This is a genomic window from Neisseria cinerea (assembly GCF_900475315.1).
Lineage (GTDB): Bacteria > Pseudomonadota > Gammaproteobacteria > Burkholderiales > Neisseriaceae > Neisseria > Neisseria cinerea.
This window is the reverse complement of sequence record NZ_LS483369.1, coordinates 15,865-31,256: the sequence shown is the minus strand read 5'-3', so window position 1 is coordinate 31,256 and position 15,392 is coordinate 15,865. Positions and strand designations below refer to the sequence as shown.

Sequence of the window (15,392 nt, the reverse complement as noted above, 5' to 3'; positions counted from 1 at the left end):
TCAATGCGCGTATTGCTCGAGAATTTCGTCCACCAGCCTGTCGGCTTCCGACCAATCCGTGCCTTCAGTTTCCGGCAACACGGCATCCGGCGTTTTTGAAATAGGTGCGCCTGCGGCGGAAATATCCACTTTTACCGTCATCGACAAACCGATGCGCAACGGATGCCTGTCCACATCTTCACGGTTCAATTCGATACGGACAGGGACACGCTGCACCACTTTAATCCAGTTACCCGTGGCATTTTGCGCCGGAATCAGCGAAAACGCGCTGCCCGTACCTGCCGAAAACCCTGCCACCCTGCCGCGATAAACGGTTTGTTTACCGTATAAATCCGACACCAGCTCGACCGGCTGGCCTATTTTCATGCGCCTCAACTGCGTCTCTTTAAAATTGGCATCAACCCACACATCCGACAACGGCACCACCGCCATCAGCGGCGCACCGGCCGCCACCTGCTGCCCGACCTGCACCGAACGCTTTGCCACCTGACCGTCCACCGGCGCGCGGATTTGCGTCCGCTGAAGGTTCAACCACGCATCTTTCAACCTACTGACTGCCGTCTGAACCACCGGCTGTTCGCGCAAAGCAACCTGACCACCCAAAGCCGCACGCGCCGAAGATTCTTCCGCCAAAGCCGCCTTAACTGCCGCCTGAGCCTGAGACACTGCCGCACGGGCATGTGCCAGTTCTTCGGCGGATACCGCTCCCGATTCTGCCAAAGCAGACCGGCGGCGTAAATCATCCTGCGCACGTGCCAAATCCGCTCGGCGCAAAGCAACCTGCGCCCCCGCCTGAGAAGTGGCGGCATTTTGCTGGCGGTTTTGCCGCACCGCCTGAATCAGCTCATTTTTTGCCCGTTCATACGCCAACACATAATTGCCGTCGTCCAATACGGCCAACACATCGCCTTTCTTCACAACATCCGTATCATCATGCAACACCTTCCGCACCGTACCGCCCGTTTGCGGCGTAATCTGAACCACACGTCCGGCAACATAAGCATCTTCCGTTTCCTCTTCGTGCTGCCACCATAAAAAAAACGCCGATACGGCAGCGACGGCGGCAAGCGCAAATAGCAGCGTTAACACCAGCAGGCGGCGTTTGCGTTTGACTTTTGCGCTATCGGCTTCTTGTCTGTTTTGAATTGTCGTTTCATCTGCATGTGTTGCCATTATTCCAATTCCAAATATTTCTAATACTATATAAATAAAACCAATTAAAGATTGATTAGGATTCTATACCCTAGCAATAACTCAATCAAGTTAATGATTTAGAATGAATATTCAAACAAACTGTATCAGCCCGACCTCACAGAACTATTTATATCCACACATCACCGAGTAAAGCAATTACCCATACTAACCGAAGAAAACTACACAAATACCACCACTTATATTACAATCGCCGCCCGTGGTTCGAAAACCTCCCACATTAAAAAACTAAGGAAACCCTCATGTCCCGCAACAACGAAGAGCTGCAAGGCATCTCTCTTTTGGGCAATCAAAAAACCCAATATCCGACCGGCTACGCGCCTGAAATTCTCGAAGCATTCGACAACAAACATCCCGACAACGACTATTTCGTCAAATTCGTCTGCCCCGAATTCACCAGCCTCTGCCCCATGACCGGGCAGCCTGACTTCGCCACCATCTACATCCGCTACATCCCGCACATTAAAATGGTGGAAAGCAAATCCCTGAAACTCTACCTCTTCAGCTTCCGCAACCACGGCGATTTTCATGAAGACTGCGTCAACATCATCATGAAAGACCTCATTGCCCTGATGGATCCGAAATACATCGAAGTATTCGGCGAGTTCACACCACGCGGCGGCATCGCCATTCATCCTTTCGCCAATTACGGCAAAGCAGGTACCGAGTTCGAAACATTGGCGCGTAAACGCCTGTTTGAGCACGACGCACAATAAACCATCCTTCCCATATTTCAGACGGCATTCCTTCGATACGATATGCCGTCTGAACCCCTTTCCGAAAGATTTTTATGTACGCATTTACTGCCGCACAGCAACAGAAGGCACTCTTCTGGCTGGTTCTTTTTCATATCCTCATCATCGCCGCCAGCAACTATCTGGTGCAGTTCCCCTTCCAAATTTTCGGCATCCACACCACTTGGGGCGCATTTTCCTTTCCCTTCATCTTCCTTGCCACCGACCTGACCGTCCGCATTTTTGGTTCGCACTTGGCACGGCGGATTATCTTTTGGGTCATGTTCCCCGCCCTTTTGCTTTCCTACATCTTTTCCGTTTTGTTCCACAACGGCAGTTGGACAGGCTTGGGCGCGCTGTCCGAATTCAATACCTTTGTCGGACGCATCGCCTTAGCCAGTTTTGCCGCCTATGCGCTCGGACAAATCCTTGATATTTTTGTATTCAACAAATTACGCCGTCTGAAAGCGTGGTGGATTGCCCCGACCGCATCAACCGTCATCGGCAACGCCTTGGATACGTTGGTATTTTTCGCCGTTGCCTTCTACGCAAGCAGCGATGAATTTATGGCGGCAAACTGGCAGGGCATCGCTTTTGTCGATTACCTGTTCAAACTCACCATCTGCACTCTCTTCTTCCTGCCGGCCTACGGCATCCTGCTCAACATCCTGACCGCAAAACTGACCGCTCTGCAGACAGAAGAAATACCAAACCGCCCACCCACACCCATGCAAAATTCCTGATTCCAAGTTCTAAGAAATCGGAAGGCCGTCTGAAATCGACAACAGGAAAAACTTATATTTTAAAACATTGCAAAATCCGTATGGCATGTCGCCTTTGAACAGATTAGGCTTTCGATATATTGTCGACAAACAATTGTTTCAAAAACATCATTCAGTAAAGAAGACTGCTGCCGGCGATACGGTCGGATATTTGCCGATTAAAAGCGTTTTACGTTTTCCGTTATGCGAAAAGTCAAACCGCCATAACTTCTCGCCGTTTGTATTGATATACAGATACAAGCCCTTGCCGTCATTCAGCTTAAACGGTTTTTCGGCGGGTTTGGCGTTTTTGATTTGACGATCGTTCAACGGCATAGCAGGGGATGTTTTCGGGGGTATTTTTAGATACCCACGAAAAACATACCCCCTAATTTTGGTTGCTTCAATTAATATGAATTAGACGGAGTTGGACAGTCAGAAAGAGGATGATAGGATAGCAATCAGTCTGAAAGCCTTGTATTTATTGAGATTTGTTGATGGTATTAGACGAGATTAAACGGAAAAAACGCTTAGAATTTCTAAGCGTTTTTGTGTGTTGGTGCCGACAGCGAGATTTGAACTCGCACAGCCTACGGCCACTACCCCCTCAAGATAGCGTGTCTACCAATTTCACCATGTCGGCATTTGAACAACTTTTATTTACTGCTGCTGAGGAATAGGTGCAGCAGGTTCAGTATTGTTTTTAACAGGAACTGCCGGTTTGGGAGCCTGTTGCGTTTGTTGTACGCTGCTGAAGTCCAAACCATGTTTTGTCGTGTGGGTGTGAATATACACCATAGCCATGCAGGTTGCAAAGAAAAAAGTTGCTGCAATAGCTGTTGAGCGGCTGAGGAAGTTGGCATTGCCGGCAGAGCCGAATACACCTTGCGCGCTGCCGCTGCCTGACCCGAAGGTGGCACCCGCATCAGCCCCTTTACCGTGCTGCAGCAATACTAACACGATGACGGCCAAAGCGGAAATAATATTAATAATCCAGATAAGGGTTTTAAAAGCTTCCATATTTTTCTACGAGGCTTGTGCTGCGTTGATAATGGCGGCAAATGAATCATATGATAATGACGCGCCGCCAACCAATGCGCCGTCTACATGAGGTACTGCAAAGATGTCGGCTGCGTTATCCGCTTTCACACTTCCGCCGTAAAGAGCGCGGATTTTAACATCGCTTCCGCACAAAGACAAGATTTCTTTGTAGATGAATGCATGCATGTCGGCAATTTGTTCTACGGTGGCGACTTTGCCGGTACCGATTGCCCATACCGGTTCGTAGGCAACGGCGATGTTTTTGGTGTTCAAACCTTGCAGGATGGAAAGCTGGTGGGCGATGACTTCGTGTTCTTTACCGGCTTCGCGTTCTTCCAAGCTTTCGCCGACGCATAAAAGGGGAATAAGTCCGGCGTTAAGGACGTTTTCCATTTTGCGGCGTTGGATTTCGTTTTTCTCGCCAAAATAAAGGCTGCGTTCGGAGTGCCCGATAAGGACGATGTCGGTGCCGATATCGGCGAGCATTTCTGCGGACACTTCGCCGGTATATGCGCCATTACCGGGGAAGCGGCTGACATCTTGGGCGCAAGTAAGGATACGGTTATTAAGGACAATCTGCATGGCGTTGTGCAGTTGCAGCAGGTAAACGGTCGGCGCTGCGAGTCCGATCAGGACGCGTTCGGCGGTGGGCATGATGCGGAAGCGGTGCATGAGTGCATTGTTGTTCTGGAGTCGGCCGTTCATTTTCCAGTTGCCGATGACCCATTTCTGATCCCACATTCCGATTTCGTGATACATCTTGTCTGCTCCCTGCTGTTTGACCGCGTGTATGCGAAGTTGACGTGCAGTTTAGTGGATATGCGGTGGCTTAGCAATAACGGGAGCGGATATGAATGATTTATTTCGTTTCCGGTTTGTGTAATGCCGTCTGAAGGTTGGCGATGTGCTTATTGAAGTTTTATAATGTATGTCATGAGTAAAACAGGTACTTGACGGAGCATAAAATGAATTTTGATAAAGCGCGATTCAACATGGTCGAGCAGCAGGTTAGGCCTTGGGATGTATTGGATTTTGATGTGTTGGACGCATTGGAGGAGATTCCGCGCGAACTTTTCGTCAATGAGGCCTTGCAGGGTTTGGCATATGCGGATATGGAACTGCCGCTTGCCAACGGTCACAAGATGCTGGAGCCGAAAGTCGTGGCCCGGTTGGCGCAAGGCTTGAAGCTGACTAAAAACGATACGGTTCTGGAAATTGGTACGGGCTCGGGCTATGCGACCGCGCTTTTGGCAAAATTGGCGGGCAAAGTGGTTTCGGACGACCTCGATGCCGAACAGCAAAAGCGCGCCAAAGCGGTTTTGGACGGCTTGTCTTTGGAAAACATCGATTATGTGCAAAATAACGGATTGACCGAACTTTCCGCAGGTGCGCCGTTTGATGCGGTTTACGTCGGCGGTGCGGTCAATATTGTGCCTGATGTGTTGAAACAACAGTTAAAAGATGGCGGACGCATGGTGGTTATCGTAGGACGCAAGCCTGTTCAACGTGCGCTTTTGATTACGCGTCAAGGAGATACGTTTGAAGAGAAGGCGCTGTTCGATACTTTGGTGGCCAATTTGACCGACAAGGATGCCCATCCTTTCGACAGTTTTAATTTTTGATGTTCGGATTGTGATGCCGTCTGAAAGCAGATTGCGTTTCAGACGGCATTTTGCTTGATTGGGGAAAGGAAACCCGATGGATATTGTACAACTCTCGCCGTTGGCGCTGAAAATTTGGATGGATGAGGGACGGGCGTTCCGACTGTTGGACGTGCGTACGGATGAAGAAGCGGCGATTTGTTCGTTGCCCGAAGCGGTACATATCCCGATGAATCTGATTCCGCTGCGGCAGAACGAGCTGCCTGACGACGGCGTGCCGCTTGTGGTGTATTGCCATCACGGTATCCGCAGCCTGCATACGGCGATGTATTTGGCCGATGCGGGGTTTGAAAACCTGTACAACCTTCAGGGCGGCATCGATGCATGGGCGGCCGAGATTGACGGCAATATGATGCGTTATTGAGGCGGATATTTCAGACGGCATTCCTTAAATGCGTGTACCTGTGGTGTTCCAAAAGGTCGTCTGAAACAGAAACATCGGCCTGTGCGTACACGGACAGCAGGGCGGCAAACAGCAGGGAGTATTTGAAGCGTGTCATGGGGTTTCCTTTGGGGTCTGTACTAGATTAGCAGATATATTACCCTCAAAGTATGAAGATAACACACTGCAAATTAAAGAAAAAAGTACAAAAAGAACTGCTCCGTTTTTTTGTACTGGAAGTTACCGCCCGTCCTGCCGCCAATATTTTGGGTATCCATCCCAATTCGGCAGCACTGTTCTACCGTAAAATCCGCACGGTTATCAACTATCATTTGGCCTTGGCTGCCGATGAGGTTTTTGAGGGCCCTGTTGAGCCGGACGAAAGCTATTTCGGTGGACGGCGTAAAGGCAGACGTGGTCGCGGTGCGGCAGGAAAAGTGGTTGTCTTTGGCATTCTGAAACGCAACGGACGGGTCTATACCGTTATGGTGGATAATGCCAAGTCTGAAACGTTACTCCCTATCATAAAAAAGAAAATCATGCCGGACAGCATTGTTTACACGGATAGCCTGAGCAGCTACGACAAGTTGGACGTGAGCGGTTTTATTCATTACCGCATCAACCATTCCAAGGAATTTGCAGACCGTCAGAACCACATTAACGGCATTGAGAGTTTTTGGAATCAGGCAAAACGCGTCTTACGCAAATACAACGGAATCGATCGCAAATCTTTCCCGCTGTTCTTGAAAGAATGCGAATTTCGATTTAATTTCGGCACACCGTCTCAACAGCTTAAAATTCTGCGGGATTGGTGTAGAATTTAGGGCTAATCTACTAGTACAGCCCCTTAAAGAAATTTTGATGGCGGTTGCTGCTGAAAAAGTAGGAATTAGATTTGAGAGAAGGTTTTTTCATATGCTGGTTTCATGAAGGCCTACGCAGGATCAGCGTTGTCAGCGTTTTCATGTGTATGCTAACCTTCTGCAAGGTATCTGCTTAATCATATTTGAAATCAGTATAAAGCATAATTATCAGTATCCGAAATTCCAGTTAATTAAATATTCAGAGACCATCGTTAAGATTGATTTAAGGATGAAAATGCAAGAACAAGAAAATCAGCCAAAAGAAGACAATGGTGCCATGACCAAGTTGCAAGATGTGTTCAATCTTGCGCATGACCAGGCCCATCCCGATAAAATTGATGCCGTCATCCGCGCCAATACTCGGGTGTCCGGAACCAATATGTGGGTATTGATGTTTGCCATTGCCGTGGCGAGTATCGGTCTGAATGTAAACAGCACGGCGGTAGTGATCGGCGCGATGTTGATTTCGCCGTTGATGGGGCCGATTGTAGGTATGGGTTACGGTTTGGCGGTAGGGGATACTGCGCTGATCCGTCAAGCCGTGCGCAATATTATTATATTCGTCGTCATCAGCTTGATTACCGCTACGTTGTATTTCCTGTTAACCCCGCTTAAAGAGGCGCAAAGCGAGCTTTTGGCGCGTACTCAGCCGACCCTTTGGGATGTGTTGATTGCCTTCTTCGGCGGTAGTGCGGGTATTGTGGCGCTGACTCGAAAAGAAGGAGGCAATGCCATACCAGGTGTGGCGATTGCTACTGCATTGATGCCGCCCCTGTGTACTGCGGGCTACGGATTGGCACATGGCAACTGGCACTACTTTCTCGGTGCTTCATATCTTTTTGCCATCAACTGCGTGTTCATCGCTTTTTCGACCTTGTTGTTTTCCAAGCTGCTCAAGCTGCCGCGCAGGGGGTTGGTAACGGAATCCAAACGCCGGTTGCAAAGCATCATTATTACTGCCGTCGTGTTGGCTGTGATGATTCCGAGCGGCTATATGGCATCAGGACTGGTGCGTCAGGAGATCTTCAACACCAGAGCCAATGCCGCCATTGCCACTGCGCAGCAACAGGAAGGTTTTTTCGTGCTGCGTAAGATGTTGAACCATAGAGAAAATACGGTCGGTCTGATTGTCAACGGAACGGGCAATGCCGAGAAAATTTCTGCTTTGCTGGTGAAAAGCCTTGAAGCGTCAGGTGTGAAAGCGCCGAAGGTGAACGTGGTTTATGCGGGTGGAAGCGGTGCCAAAATCGAAGAATTGCTGGCAAGCCAAAACAACCCGGTTCAGCAGCAAAATGAGCTGAAAGAGCAGCAGGCCTATATCGATACCGTACTGGCAGGCAAAGCCTCCGATGTCGACGATGCAGCGGTACTCAAGGAATTAAAAGCCCAATATCCGGAAGCGGAAAAAATCGTTGTCGGACGCGGCTTGGCTTGGGATAAAGCGCAAACAACGCCTGTTTCCGAACAGTCTGAAAGCCAAAAAAACGCAGAACCGAAGACAGATACATATGACGATATCGTCGTTGTCTCTCTCGAATTGGAGCAGCCACTACCTGCCAAAGATCACGAGCGGATACAGGCGTGGTTACGCCAGCGTTATGAGGGTAAGGTAGTACGCATATTGCAAACGCACAAGTCTCAGACAGATAAACCGTCTAACGAATAATCGCCTTCGGGCTTTATCCATTTCCGAGAAATCATTGATTGTTCCTAGTACACCAAATCCGCCTCAAACACGCCTCTCAAGGCGTTGGAGAGGCGGATTTTTTCTGCGCGTTCGAGCATGTCGCGGGTGATGTGCGTTTCGATGATGGTGTCCGCGCCCAAGTAGGTTTGCAGCTGCTGCAACACGGCTTGGCGCATGATGCCGTTGAGGATATCCAAATCCAGAGACGGGGTGAGACGGGTGTTTTTATGCATGTTCATGTTTCAGTATTCTCCTGGAAATACTGTAAACAACGCTACTAGTTTCTACAGCATCGAGTTGATAACGTTCGCCCACACCGGCAAGGTTTTCTGCGCCAAGGACGAGTTTGAGTTTCTCAAAGTCGATTTGGTCTTCGCAAAAGACTTCAGGAAAGATTTGTTTGAGTTTTAATATATTGTTTTGTTTAAAATTATTTTCTAAATCGTGTATAATTTTTCGGTTCGGTTGCCATAATTGCGTCTTCCATCAATGATCACTTACAAAGTGTCCATTTTATCGGGACATGTTGAAAGTTAAAAGAAAAGAAGGCCGTCTGAAAAACTTTAATATTCGTTTTTCAGACGGCCTTCTTTTCACTTGCCGAAACAAGAATATTTGGTTTCTCAACTTTACAAAACGGTCAGTCCTGCTGCTTGCTTCTACCCCAAAAACTCTTTCAAAAACAGCAATACGCAGGCAAGTTCGTCGGCGGATTCGCGTTGCGTACCGTTGCCGGTATGGCCGCCGCCGTCGGGAGCGTAAAGCCAAGATTGTGCGGAGGTTTCACGCAATTTGGCGTAGAACTTGAGCGCGTGGGCGGGATGGACGCGGTCGTCGCTGAGGCTGGTGGTAATGAGCGCAGGCGGATAATTGATGCCGTCTGAAAGATTGTGATACGGCGACAATTCGCCCAGCCAGCGTTTGCAGACTTCGTATTTCTGCGGATTGCCGTATTCGTCCGTCCAGCTTGAACCGGCAGACAGCAGCGGATAACGGATCATATCGGTCAGCGGCACTTCGCACACCAGCGCGCCGATGCTTTGCGGTTCGCGCACGAAGGCGGCAGCGGTAATCAGGCCGCCGTTGCTGCCGCCCTGCAAACCGATGTGTTGGGGCGAACTCATGCCGCGTTCGGACAAATCGCGCACGACGGCAAGCAAATCGTCGACGCTTTTGTGTTTGCTGATTCCCTGTGCCGCCTGATGCCAGCGCGGGCCGAACTCGCCGCCGCCGCGTATGTTCGCCAACACGAAGGCGTTGCCCTCTTCCAGCCAGTATTTGCCGATGCTGCCCAGATAATGCGGCAGCTCGGGCACGCCGAAACCGCCGTAGGCATAGACCAGCGTCGGCGTATCGGACGCGGCGTTTTTGCCGACATGGAAATAAGGAATACGCTCGCCGTCGGACGACACCGCCCAAAACTGCCGCACTTCGATGCCGTCTGAAACGAACTGCTGCGGCTGGCGGCGCATGACGGTCAGTTCCATCACGTTCAAATCCAGCGCAAACAGCGTCAGCGGCGTGGTGAAATCGCTGGCGGCAAGGTAAACCACGTCGCCGCCCCAAGGCTGGTCGGTCATTTCCAGCGCGCCCGAAGGCAGGCGCGGCAACTCGGCTTCCTGCCATTTGCCGTCGGTAAACCGCCACGCTTTCAGACGGCCTTGTACGTTTTCCAGCAGGCTCGCCACCACAAAACGCTTGGTCGTTTCCACGCTTTCCAATGCCTGCGTTTCATCGGGCGCAAACAAAAGCTGCGCCGCCCCGAGTTCGCCCCGATTCAGCTTCACCGCCACCAATGCGCCGCTCGGATAGCTTTGGTTCGTGCGGTTCCAGTCTTTACGCAGCGTCAGCAAAAGATGTCCGGCCAGATAGCCGACCACGTCGCAATCGTTGGGCAGGTTTAACGGTTTCGCTTTGCCTTCGGCTGAGACCTGCAAATAGGTTTTGGTGTAAAAACCGTCAGACGCTTCAATCAAATCAATCGGCGAACCTTGCGGATCGAGATAACGCCACGCGTTCACCATCATGCCGTCTTCGCCGATTTGGTACACCGGCAGGCTTTCCTCGAAACTTTTGCCGCGTTCCACCAGCCATACTTCGCGCGGATAGCCCGATTCGGTCAACTGGCGTTCGTCCCAAGCCGGACACACCCACACGCTGTTTTCATCGCGCCACGACACATGGTTTTTGCCTGCCGGAAAGTGAAAACCGCCTTCTACCAACTCCCCTGCTTCCAAATCCACTTCCAGCGTGTACGCCGTATCGCCGCCCGATTTACTCAAAGTCAATAGCGCGCGGTTGGGCTTTTCCACCAAGTGCGACACGCCGCCCAAATACACATTGTCGCCGAGCAACTCGTCGAAATCCGCCACCGAAAACAGGATTTTCCACTCGGGATAGCCGGAACGGTACGTCGCCGCGGTACATACGCGGTACACGCCTTTCGGATATTCCGCGTCCTGATGGAAATGGTACATCCGCGCGCGGTGTTCCTGACAAAACGGAATCTGCCGCGTGTCCTGCATCTGCGCCAAAATGCCGTCGGACAATGCGCGCGCCTTGTCGTTTTCTAAAAAACGCGCACGCGTTTCGTCATTCGCTTCAGCAGCAAAGTTTTGCGTTTCGGGAGATTCGAGGTTTTCGAAATGGAGATAGGTATCGGGGTAGGATTTCATCAATATGCCGTCTGAACAGTGGAAGGCGGATTATATCGGAAATTCAGGCAGATGATGATGAAGGCAATTCAGGATGGGAGGAAGTCTTGTTCGCCCGATAGGCGGCAGGTTTGAAAATGTCTGTTTTTGATTCCCGTCCTGCAAAGATTTAAACGATATGCCGTCTGAAGCAGCGTTCAAACGGCATGGCGTTTTTATAAGAGCGTGAGGTAGAAAAGCTGCATGATAAGGACGATAAAGGCAAACAGGGCTGCAATAGTCCAGTTGAACCCTTCCTGACGTACAGGGGCGGCGGACGGCTCGGCAATCCGGGGGGACGCAGGGGCGGCGGCAGACGCAGGCGGCGTATCGTTCAGGGTTGTACCGCCGTTGAGGATATCGGCGATTTCGTCGCGGGAAATCTGTTTCTTGCCAATGGCGTGCGTGCCGATGCGGTGAACGAGTTTGACATCCGAAACAGCCTCGGGCAAATCGTTGAATATAGGTTCTTTCGTGCTTGCCAGATGGTCTTTGGCTTTAAACATCCCTTCGCATTTTTGGCAGACGACGAAGCCTTGGGCGACATTGAGCTGGGTTTCTTTGACCCAGAGACGGGTTTTGCAGTGGGGGCAGAAACAGGCGGGCATGGTATTTCCTCGTGTGTGTCAGGTTTGATGCCGTCTGAGGCGTAAGGCGGTTCAGACGGCATATGCTTTGTTTTTATTCTACGCCGTACTGCCGACGGTAGGCTCGGACGGGTTCGAGGAACTGTCCGAATTCGGGGTTGTTTTGCAACAGGATAAACAAATCGTTCAGGCTGGCGATGGGGGCGACGGGCAGACCGTATTGTTTTTCCACTTCCTGAACCGCGCTCAATTCGCCGGTGCCTTTTTCCATGCGGTCGAGCGCGATGGCGACACCGGCGGGGGTTGCACCCTCCGCTTCAATCAGTTTGATTGATTCGCGTACGGATGTACCGGCGGAAATCACATCGTCGATAATCAGCACACGCCCTTTAAGCGGCGCACCGACCAACACGCCGCCTTCGCCATGGTCTTTGGCTTCTTTGCGGTTGTAGGCAAACGGGACGTTCACGCCTTTTTCCGCCAGCATCATCGCGGTTGCCGCCGCCAAAATAATGCCTTTGTAGGCGGGGCCGAACAGCATATCGAATTGGATGCCGCTTTCAATGATGGATTGTGCGTAAAATTTTGCCAGTTGCAGCGTGGACAAGCCGTCGTTAAAGAGGCCGGCATTGAAGAAGTAAGGCGACTGCCGTCCTGCCTTGGTGGTAAATTCGCCGAATTTTAAGACGTTTTGGGCGAGGGAGAATTTAAGGAAATCTTGGCGGAAATCGGTCATTTTTTGCTTTCTGTCAGGTATTGCGATGCAGTTGTGATTCTACCGCCCCGTGCGGCCTGCTTCAACTGCCGCCTGCCTGCAAGGCGCGTTTCAACTGTTTCAACACCTGCCAGTTTCGGGCTTTGAGTTCGGGTTGGCGTAAAAGCCGGGCGGGATGGTCGATGATGAAGAAGGGACGGCTGCCGCACAAAGTTTCAACCATCGTTTGCCGTTCAGTCTGGACAAAAGCCTGCCCAAGGAAAAGGACGGCCGGGGCGCGGCAGCCGTCGAGTTCCCTGGCGATTTGACCCAACGCATTCTCGATGGCCTGTTCAGACGGCATCGGGTTGCCGACGGCGGCGGTTTTCACCCAGCTGGTCTTGTGTACATAAGCGGCATCCAGTCCTACGGCTTTGAGTATATTGTCGAGCAGGACACCCGCTTTGCCGTGGAACAGCTGCCCGTAAACCATATCCTCGGTCGGCGGACACAGGCTGACGACGGCAAGTTTGGTTATGCCCGAAGCGGCGGGAACGGGGGCGATGCCGTCTGAAACACCGGACAGAGGCGTTTCGGTTTCAGGCACGGGTTTGCGCGTATGTACGGCGGTTGTTTCCAACACTTTCATGGTTTTGAGCCGTGCCTGACCGGTATGCTGTTCGGACGGACGCTGCGGAATACTGAGGACGGTTTGCTTTTGCAGGCGGATTTGTGTCGGGTTTCCCGGCAATGTTGCGGACGGCAGGACGACGGCTCCCCGTTTCAACCACATCGGGCCCAAACCCAAGGCTTCGTGCAGGTGGAGGTAGCGCGCGCTTAACATATTTTCTCCATTAAGACGGCATCTTCGGTTTTACCGTCGGCTGTACGGTAATAGTTTTTCCGCCTGCCCGCATCGGTAAAGCCGTGTGCCGCATATAGCGCGTGCGCGCCGATATTGCCCGCGCGGACTTCGAGCAGCAGGCGTTGCGTGCCTTCGGGCAGATGTGCGAACCAATATTCGAGCAGGGCGGACGCGACACCCCGGCGGCGGCATTCGGGCGCGGTGGCAATCAGGTGCAGTTCGGATTCATCGGGCAGGTTCTGCCAAACGATAAAGGCGGCCAACCTGCCGTCTTTTTCCGCAAGGAAAACCTGTTCGGACGGCGAAACGAGTGCGGATTCGAATTGGCGTTGCGTCCATGCGGACGGGTTGCAGACGGCATCGAGTGCGGCCAGCGCCGCGCAATCGGCATAAACGGCACGGCGGATGTTCACGGGCGCGCCCTCCGTTCGGCCTGTTCTTTGGCAGTCAGGGCAATTTTGTTGCGGACGTAGAGCAAACCGGCGTCTGCGGCATGGACGGCAGCATAGCCGCCCTTGGCTGCCAATGCTAGAAAGTCGGCGGCGGTCGGCATATCCGGCCTGCCTGAGAACGGCGGGGCCTCTTCCAGCGCGAACGCGCTGCCTATGCCGTCTGAAAAGGCGCATCCCTCCGGCAGCCGGATGTCTGCCGCCCGCCCGACCTGATAATCGCTCAAACGGTGGCAGTTCAGCGTATCGAACCATGCATAAAACACTTCGCCCATACGAGCGTCCGTAGCGGCAAGGATGCAGCTTTGCGGCGGCGGCAGCGAGGCGGCGGCAGCGAGCGAGGGTACGCCGATTAAGGGGGTATCAAACGGCGTTGCCAAACCCTGAGCCACACCGATGCCGATACGCAGTCCGGTAAACGCGCCGGGGCCCTGTGCGTATACGACCGCACCCAAATCGGCGGCGGTAATGCCCGCATCGCGGAACAGGGTGCGGATTTCCGGCAGAATCAGTTCGGACTGGCGGCTGCCGACTTCCTGATGGAACAGACGGGTTTCGCCGTCGGCACGCAGCGCGAGCGACAAACGGGAAGTACCGGTATCGACGGCCAGGACGGGACGGTTAAAATCAGCTTGCATGGTATTCTCTCGTTGGTTCAGACGGCATTATATAGCGGTTGGCCTGAAAATAGGGATCTCCCCCCTCGGACATGCCGTCGGACGGTGCAATACAAAATGCCGTCCGAACGGTAAATTATTGTGTTCGGACGGCATTTTCACAATGGTTATTGCTTGGCGGCAAGGCCGATATGGCGTATGCCGTTTACGGTTTTCACTTCCGCGCTGCCGGCAACTTCCTGGGCTTTTCCGCCAAAGATACCGAGGGAGTAACTGCCTTTCTCGTCTTGGTTGTAAAGGACGGAACCGCTGATGACGGCATGGTGTTTTTCATCCGGCTTGATATCGGCGGCGGCCAGATCAACATTGAGTTCTGGCGATTTCAAATGTTCGATTTTGCCGTGTCCCTGCTTGGCGGCGAAATCTATGGTGTAGGTCAGTTTTCCACCGGCATCGTCTGAACTGAACGCCGTCCCGCGATATGTCGCCCTGCCGCCTTCGGGAAGCTTGTCAAAAGATGTATGTTCACCCGCTATATCGCCGATTCTGAACTGGCGTTTCGCAACCATCTTCCCTGAATGCTCCGAATCTTGTACTTGCTCGGTCTGAAGGGCGGTTAAGGCGGAATGGCTTTGTTTGTACACTTGGAACTCTCCGCTCTCCAAGGTAATGAGCTGCCCGTCCACTTCGATTTGACGGATAAAGTCGAAGCGGCTGACCTTGTCGTTCTTCAATTTGCCCGTATTGAGGCTGTCGCCGTTTCCATAAGTTTTTTCCGCACCTTGTGCCGCCAGCTTCAGTTTCTCGTTTTTCCTGACGGACTGATCCAGCGTCAAAGACTGCAAACCTTTGTCTTTATGGTCGAGCGGTGCGGTTAGTGCATCGGCAAGCCCCGCACCGATGTCGGCGGCGACACCGCCCCCTCCGCTGCTGCAGGCGGTCAGAATCAGGGCGGCGGTCAAAGAAAGGCAACAGAAGGTAGTTCGGTTCACAGGTTTACTCCTTGTCATACGCAGAATAGATAATATATAAACATTTTGGTTATGGTATCTTTTTTTGCATACTGCATCAATGAGGCAGGTCAAAGCAAAAATCAAATGCCGTCCGAACAGCGGTTCAGACGGCATTTTGTTTACCGGCAACCTG

The 15,392-nt window shown here is 52.0% G+C and carries 18 protein-coding genes, 1 tRNA gene, 1 pseudogene and 1 riboswitch; of the genes and pseudogenes, 6 read left to right on the top strand and 14 right to left on the bottom strand.

What is annotated here, in order from left to right; translation table 11 throughout:
• The gene (locus DQM57_RS00160) at positions 1-1,173 is read right to left on the bottom strand and encodes an HlyD family secretion protein (RefSeq protein ID WP_111726186.1); all 1,173 of its coding nucleotides are present in this window, start codon (positions 1,171-1,173) and stop codon (positions 1-3) included.
• A gap of 232 nt (positions 1,174-1,405) precedes the next feature.
• Positions 1,406-1,450: riboswitch (PreQ1 riboswitch) on the top strand.
• Between the two features lie 4 nt (positions 1,451-1,454).
• Here DQM57_RS00160 and queF point away from each other — a divergent pair.
• Both queF and DQM57_RS00150 read left to right on the top strand, forming a co-directional pair.
• Positions 1,455-1,928 carry a preQ(1) synthase gene (gene queF / locus DQM57_RS00155; RefSeq protein WP_002224865.1) on the top strand — a complete coding sequence of 158 codons (474 nt, stop codon included), beginning with the start codon at positions 1,455-1,457 and terminating at the stop codon, positions 1,926-1,928.
• Between the two features lie 74 nt (positions 1,929-2,002).
• Positions 2,003-2,689: a 7-cyano-7-deazaguanine/7-aminomethyl-7-deazaguanine transporter gene (locus DQM57_RS00150; protein WP_111726184.1), complete on the top strand. Its 687-nt coding sequence runs from the start codon at positions 2,003-2,005 to the stop codon at positions 2,687-2,689.
• Between the two features lie 147 nt (positions 2,690-2,836).
• Here the strand turns inward: DQM57_RS00150 and DQM57_RS00145 are convergent, their stop codons facing one another.
• The 4 genes from DQM57_RS00145 to tpiA all read right to left on the bottom strand — a co-directional run bounded on the left by DQM57_RS00145 (position 2,837) and on the right by tpiA (position 4,507).
• A complete protein-coding gene (locus tag DQM57_RS00145) occupies positions 2,837-3,043 on the bottom strand; it encodes an Arm DNA-binding domain-containing protein (RefSeq protein ID WP_231992112.1) in 207 nt (68 codons plus the stop codon).
• Positions 3,044-3,264: 221 nt separating this feature from the next.
• Positions 3,265-3,350: transfer RNA gene (locus DQM57_RS00140), tRNA-Leu, on the bottom strand.
• A gap of 17 nt (positions 3,351-3,367) precedes the next feature.
• Entirely contained in the window at positions 3,368-3,727 is a 360-nt protein-coding gene (gene secG / locus DQM57_RS00135; protein ID WP_111726182.1) for a preprotein translocase subunit SecG, read from the bottom strand.
• Between the two features lie 6 nt (positions 3,728-3,733).
• Positions 3,734-4,507: a triose-phosphate isomerase gene (gene tpiA / locus DQM57_RS00130; protein ID WP_111726180.1), complete on the bottom strand. Its 774-nt coding sequence runs from the start codon at positions 4,505-4,507 to the stop codon at positions 3,734-3,736.
• Positions 4,508-4,713: 206 nt separating this feature from the next.
• Here tpiA and DQM57_RS00125 point away from each other — a divergent pair, with 206 nt between their 5' ends.
• Together DQM57_RS00125 and DQM57_RS00120 are read left to right on the top strand one after the other, a co-directional pair.
• Positions 4,714-5,370, top strand: a complete 657-nt coding sequence (locus tag DQM57_RS00125) for a protein-L-isoaspartate O-methyltransferase family protein (protein WP_111726178.1) — start codon at positions 4,714-4,716, stop codon at positions 5,368-5,370.
• A gap of 76 nt (positions 5,371-5,446) precedes the next feature.
• Positions 5,447-5,773 carry a rhodanese-like domain-containing protein gene (locus DQM57_RS00120; protein ID WP_111726175.1) on the top strand — a complete coding sequence of 109 codons (327 nt, stop codon included), beginning with the start codon at positions 5,447-5,449 and terminating at the stop codon, positions 5,771-5,773.
• Between the two features lie 10 nt (positions 5,774-5,783).
• On the opposite strand, the gene DQM57_RS09935 is transcribed toward DQM57_RS00120, so the two are convergent.
• Complete coding sequence (locus DQM57_RS09935) at positions 5,784-5,909, bottom strand: hypothetical protein (RefSeq protein ID WP_267894250.1); 126 nt, start codon at positions 5,907-5,909, stop codon at positions 5,784-5,786.
• A 52-nt stretch (positions 5,910-5,961) separates the two neighbouring features.
• Here DQM57_RS09935 and DQM57_RS00115 point away from each other — a divergent pair, with 52 nt between their 5' ends.
• Entirely contained in the window at positions 5,962-6,615 is a 654-nt protein-coding gene (locus DQM57_RS00115; RefSeq protein ID WP_111726173.1) for an IS1595 family transposase, read from the top strand.
• 274 nt (positions 6,616-6,889) lie between these two features.
• Complete coding sequence (locus DQM57_RS00105; protein WP_167395504.1) at positions 6,890-8,320, top strand: DUF389 domain-containing protein; 1,431 nt, start codon at positions 6,890-6,892, stop codon at positions 8,318-8,320.
• 44 nt (positions 8,321-8,364) lie between these two features.
• On the opposite strand, the pseudogene DQM57_RS00100 reads toward DQM57_RS00105, so the two are convergent.
• The 8 genes and pseudogenes from DQM57_RS00100 to DQM57_RS00060 all read right to left on the bottom strand — a co-directional run.
• Positions 8,365-8,556 (bottom strand): annotated as a pseudogene (locus DQM57_RS00100) (aminotransferase class IV); the annotation flags it as partial.
• 444 nt (positions 8,557-9,000) lie between these two features.
• Positions 9,001-11,016, bottom strand: coding sequence for a prolyl oligopeptidase family serine peptidase (locus tag DQM57_RS00090; RefSeq protein WP_111726169.1), 2,016 nt, complete (start codon positions 11,014-11,016; stop codon positions 9,001-9,003).
• A 194-nt stretch (positions 11,017-11,210) separates the two neighbouring features.
• Positions 11,211-11,642, bottom strand: a complete 432-nt coding sequence (locus DQM57_RS00085) for an MJ0042-type zinc finger domain-containing protein (RefSeq protein WP_111726167.1) — start codon at positions 11,640-11,642, stop codon at positions 11,211-11,213.
• Positions 11,643-11,715: 73 nt separating this feature from the next.
• A complete protein-coding gene (gene pyrE, locus DQM57_RS00080) occupies positions 11,716-12,357 on the bottom strand; it encodes an orotate phosphoribosyltransferase (RefSeq protein WP_002223035.1) in 642 nt (213 codons plus the stop codon).
• 61 nt (positions 12,358-12,418) lie between these two features.
• A complete protein-coding gene (locus DQM57_RS00075) occupies positions 12,419-13,159 on the bottom strand; it encodes a uracil-DNA glycosylase family protein (RefSeq protein WP_111726165.1) in 741 nt (246 codons plus the stop codon).
• Positions 13,153-13,593 carry a ribosomal protein S18-alanine N-acetyltransferase gene (gene rimI / locus DQM57_RS00070; RefSeq protein ID WP_111726163.1) on the bottom strand — a complete coding sequence of 147 codons (441 nt, stop codon included), beginning with the start codon at positions 13,591-13,593 and terminating at the stop codon, positions 13,153-13,155. The genes DQM57_RS00075 and rimI overlap by 7 nt, the downstream gene beginning before the upstream one ends.
• Positions 13,590-14,267 carry a tRNA (adenosine(37)-N6)-threonylcarbamoyltransferase complex dimerization subunit type 1 TsaB gene (gene tsaB, locus DQM57_RS00065; RefSeq protein WP_111726161.1) on the bottom strand — a complete coding sequence of 226 codons (678 nt, stop codon included), beginning with the start codon at positions 14,265-14,267 and terminating at the stop codon, positions 13,590-13,592. Before tsaB ends, rimI begins: the two co-directional genes overlap by 4 nt.
• Before the next feature lie 146 nt (positions 14,268-14,413).
• Positions 14,414-15,373: a factor H-binding protein gene (locus tag DQM57_RS00060; RefSeq protein WP_111726159.1), complete on the bottom strand. Its 960-nt coding sequence runs from the start codon at positions 15,371-15,373 to the stop codon at positions 14,414-14,416.
• Between the last annotated feature and the right edge of the window lie 19 nt (positions 15,374-15,392).

Coding starts and splice junctions, on each gene's coding strand:
- DQM57_RS00125 (WP_111726178.1), top strand. CDS start 4,714: ATGAATTTTGATAAAGCGCGATTCAACATGGTCGAGCAGCAGGTTAGG.
- pyrE (WP_002223035.1), bottom strand. CDS start 12,357: ATGACCGATTTCCGCCAAGATTTCCTTAAATTCTCCCTCGCCCAAAAC.
- tpiA (WP_111726180.1), bottom strand. CDS start 4,507: ATGTATCACGAAATCGGAATGTGGGATCAGAAATGGGTCATCGGCAAC.
- DQM57_RS00085 (WP_111726167.1), bottom strand. CDS start 11,642: ATGCCCGCCTGTTTCTGCCCCCACTGCAAAACCCGTCTCTGGGTCAAA.
- DQM57_RS00145 (WP_231992112.1), bottom strand. CDS start 3,043: ATGCCGTTGAACGATCGTCAAATCAAAAACGCCAAACCCGCCGAAAAA.
- DQM57_RS00060 (WP_111726159.1), bottom strand. CDS start 15,373: ATGCCGTCTGAACCGCTGTTCGGACGGCATTTGATTTTTGCTTTGACC.
- queF (WP_002224865.1), top strand. CDS start 1,455: ATGTCCCGCAACAACGAAGAGCTGCAAGGCATCTCTCTTTTGGGCAAT.
- DQM57_RS00115 (WP_111726173.1), top strand. CDS start 5,962: ATGAAGATAACACACTGCAAATTAAAGAAAAAAGTACAAAAAGAACTG.
- secG (WP_111726182.1), bottom strand. CDS start 3,727: ATGGAAGCTTTTAAAACCCTTATCTGGATTATTAATATTATTTCCGCT.
- DQM57_RS00160 (WP_111726186.1), bottom strand. CDS start 1,173: ATGGCAACACATGCAGATGAAACGACAATTCAAAACAGACAAGAAGCC.
- DQM57_RS00075 (WP_111726165.1), bottom strand. CDS start 13,159: ATGTTAAGCGCGCGCTACCTCCACCTGCACGAAGCCTTGGGTTTGGGC.
- tsaB (WP_111726161.1), bottom strand. CDS start 14,267: ATGCAAGCTGATTTTAACCGTCCCGTCCTGGCCGTCGATACCGGTACT.
- DQM57_RS00120 (WP_111726175.1), top strand. CDS start 5,447: ATGGATATTGTACAACTCTCGCCGTTGGCGCTGAAAATTTGGATGGAT.
- DQM57_RS00090 (WP_111726169.1), bottom strand. CDS start 11,016: ATGAAATCCTACCCCGATACCTATCTCCATTTCGAAAACCTCGAATCT.
- DQM57_RS09935 (WP_267894250.1), bottom strand. CDS start 5,909: ATGACACGCTTCAAATACTCCCTGCTGTTTGCCGCCCTGCTGTCCGTG.
- DQM57_RS00105 (WP_167395504.1), top strand. CDS start 6,890: ATGCAAGAACAAGAAAATCAGCCAAAAGAAGACAATGGTGCCATGACC.
- DQM57_RS00150 (WP_111726184.1), top strand. CDS start 2,003: ATGTACGCATTTACTGCCGCACAGCAACAGAAGGCACTCTTCTGGCTG.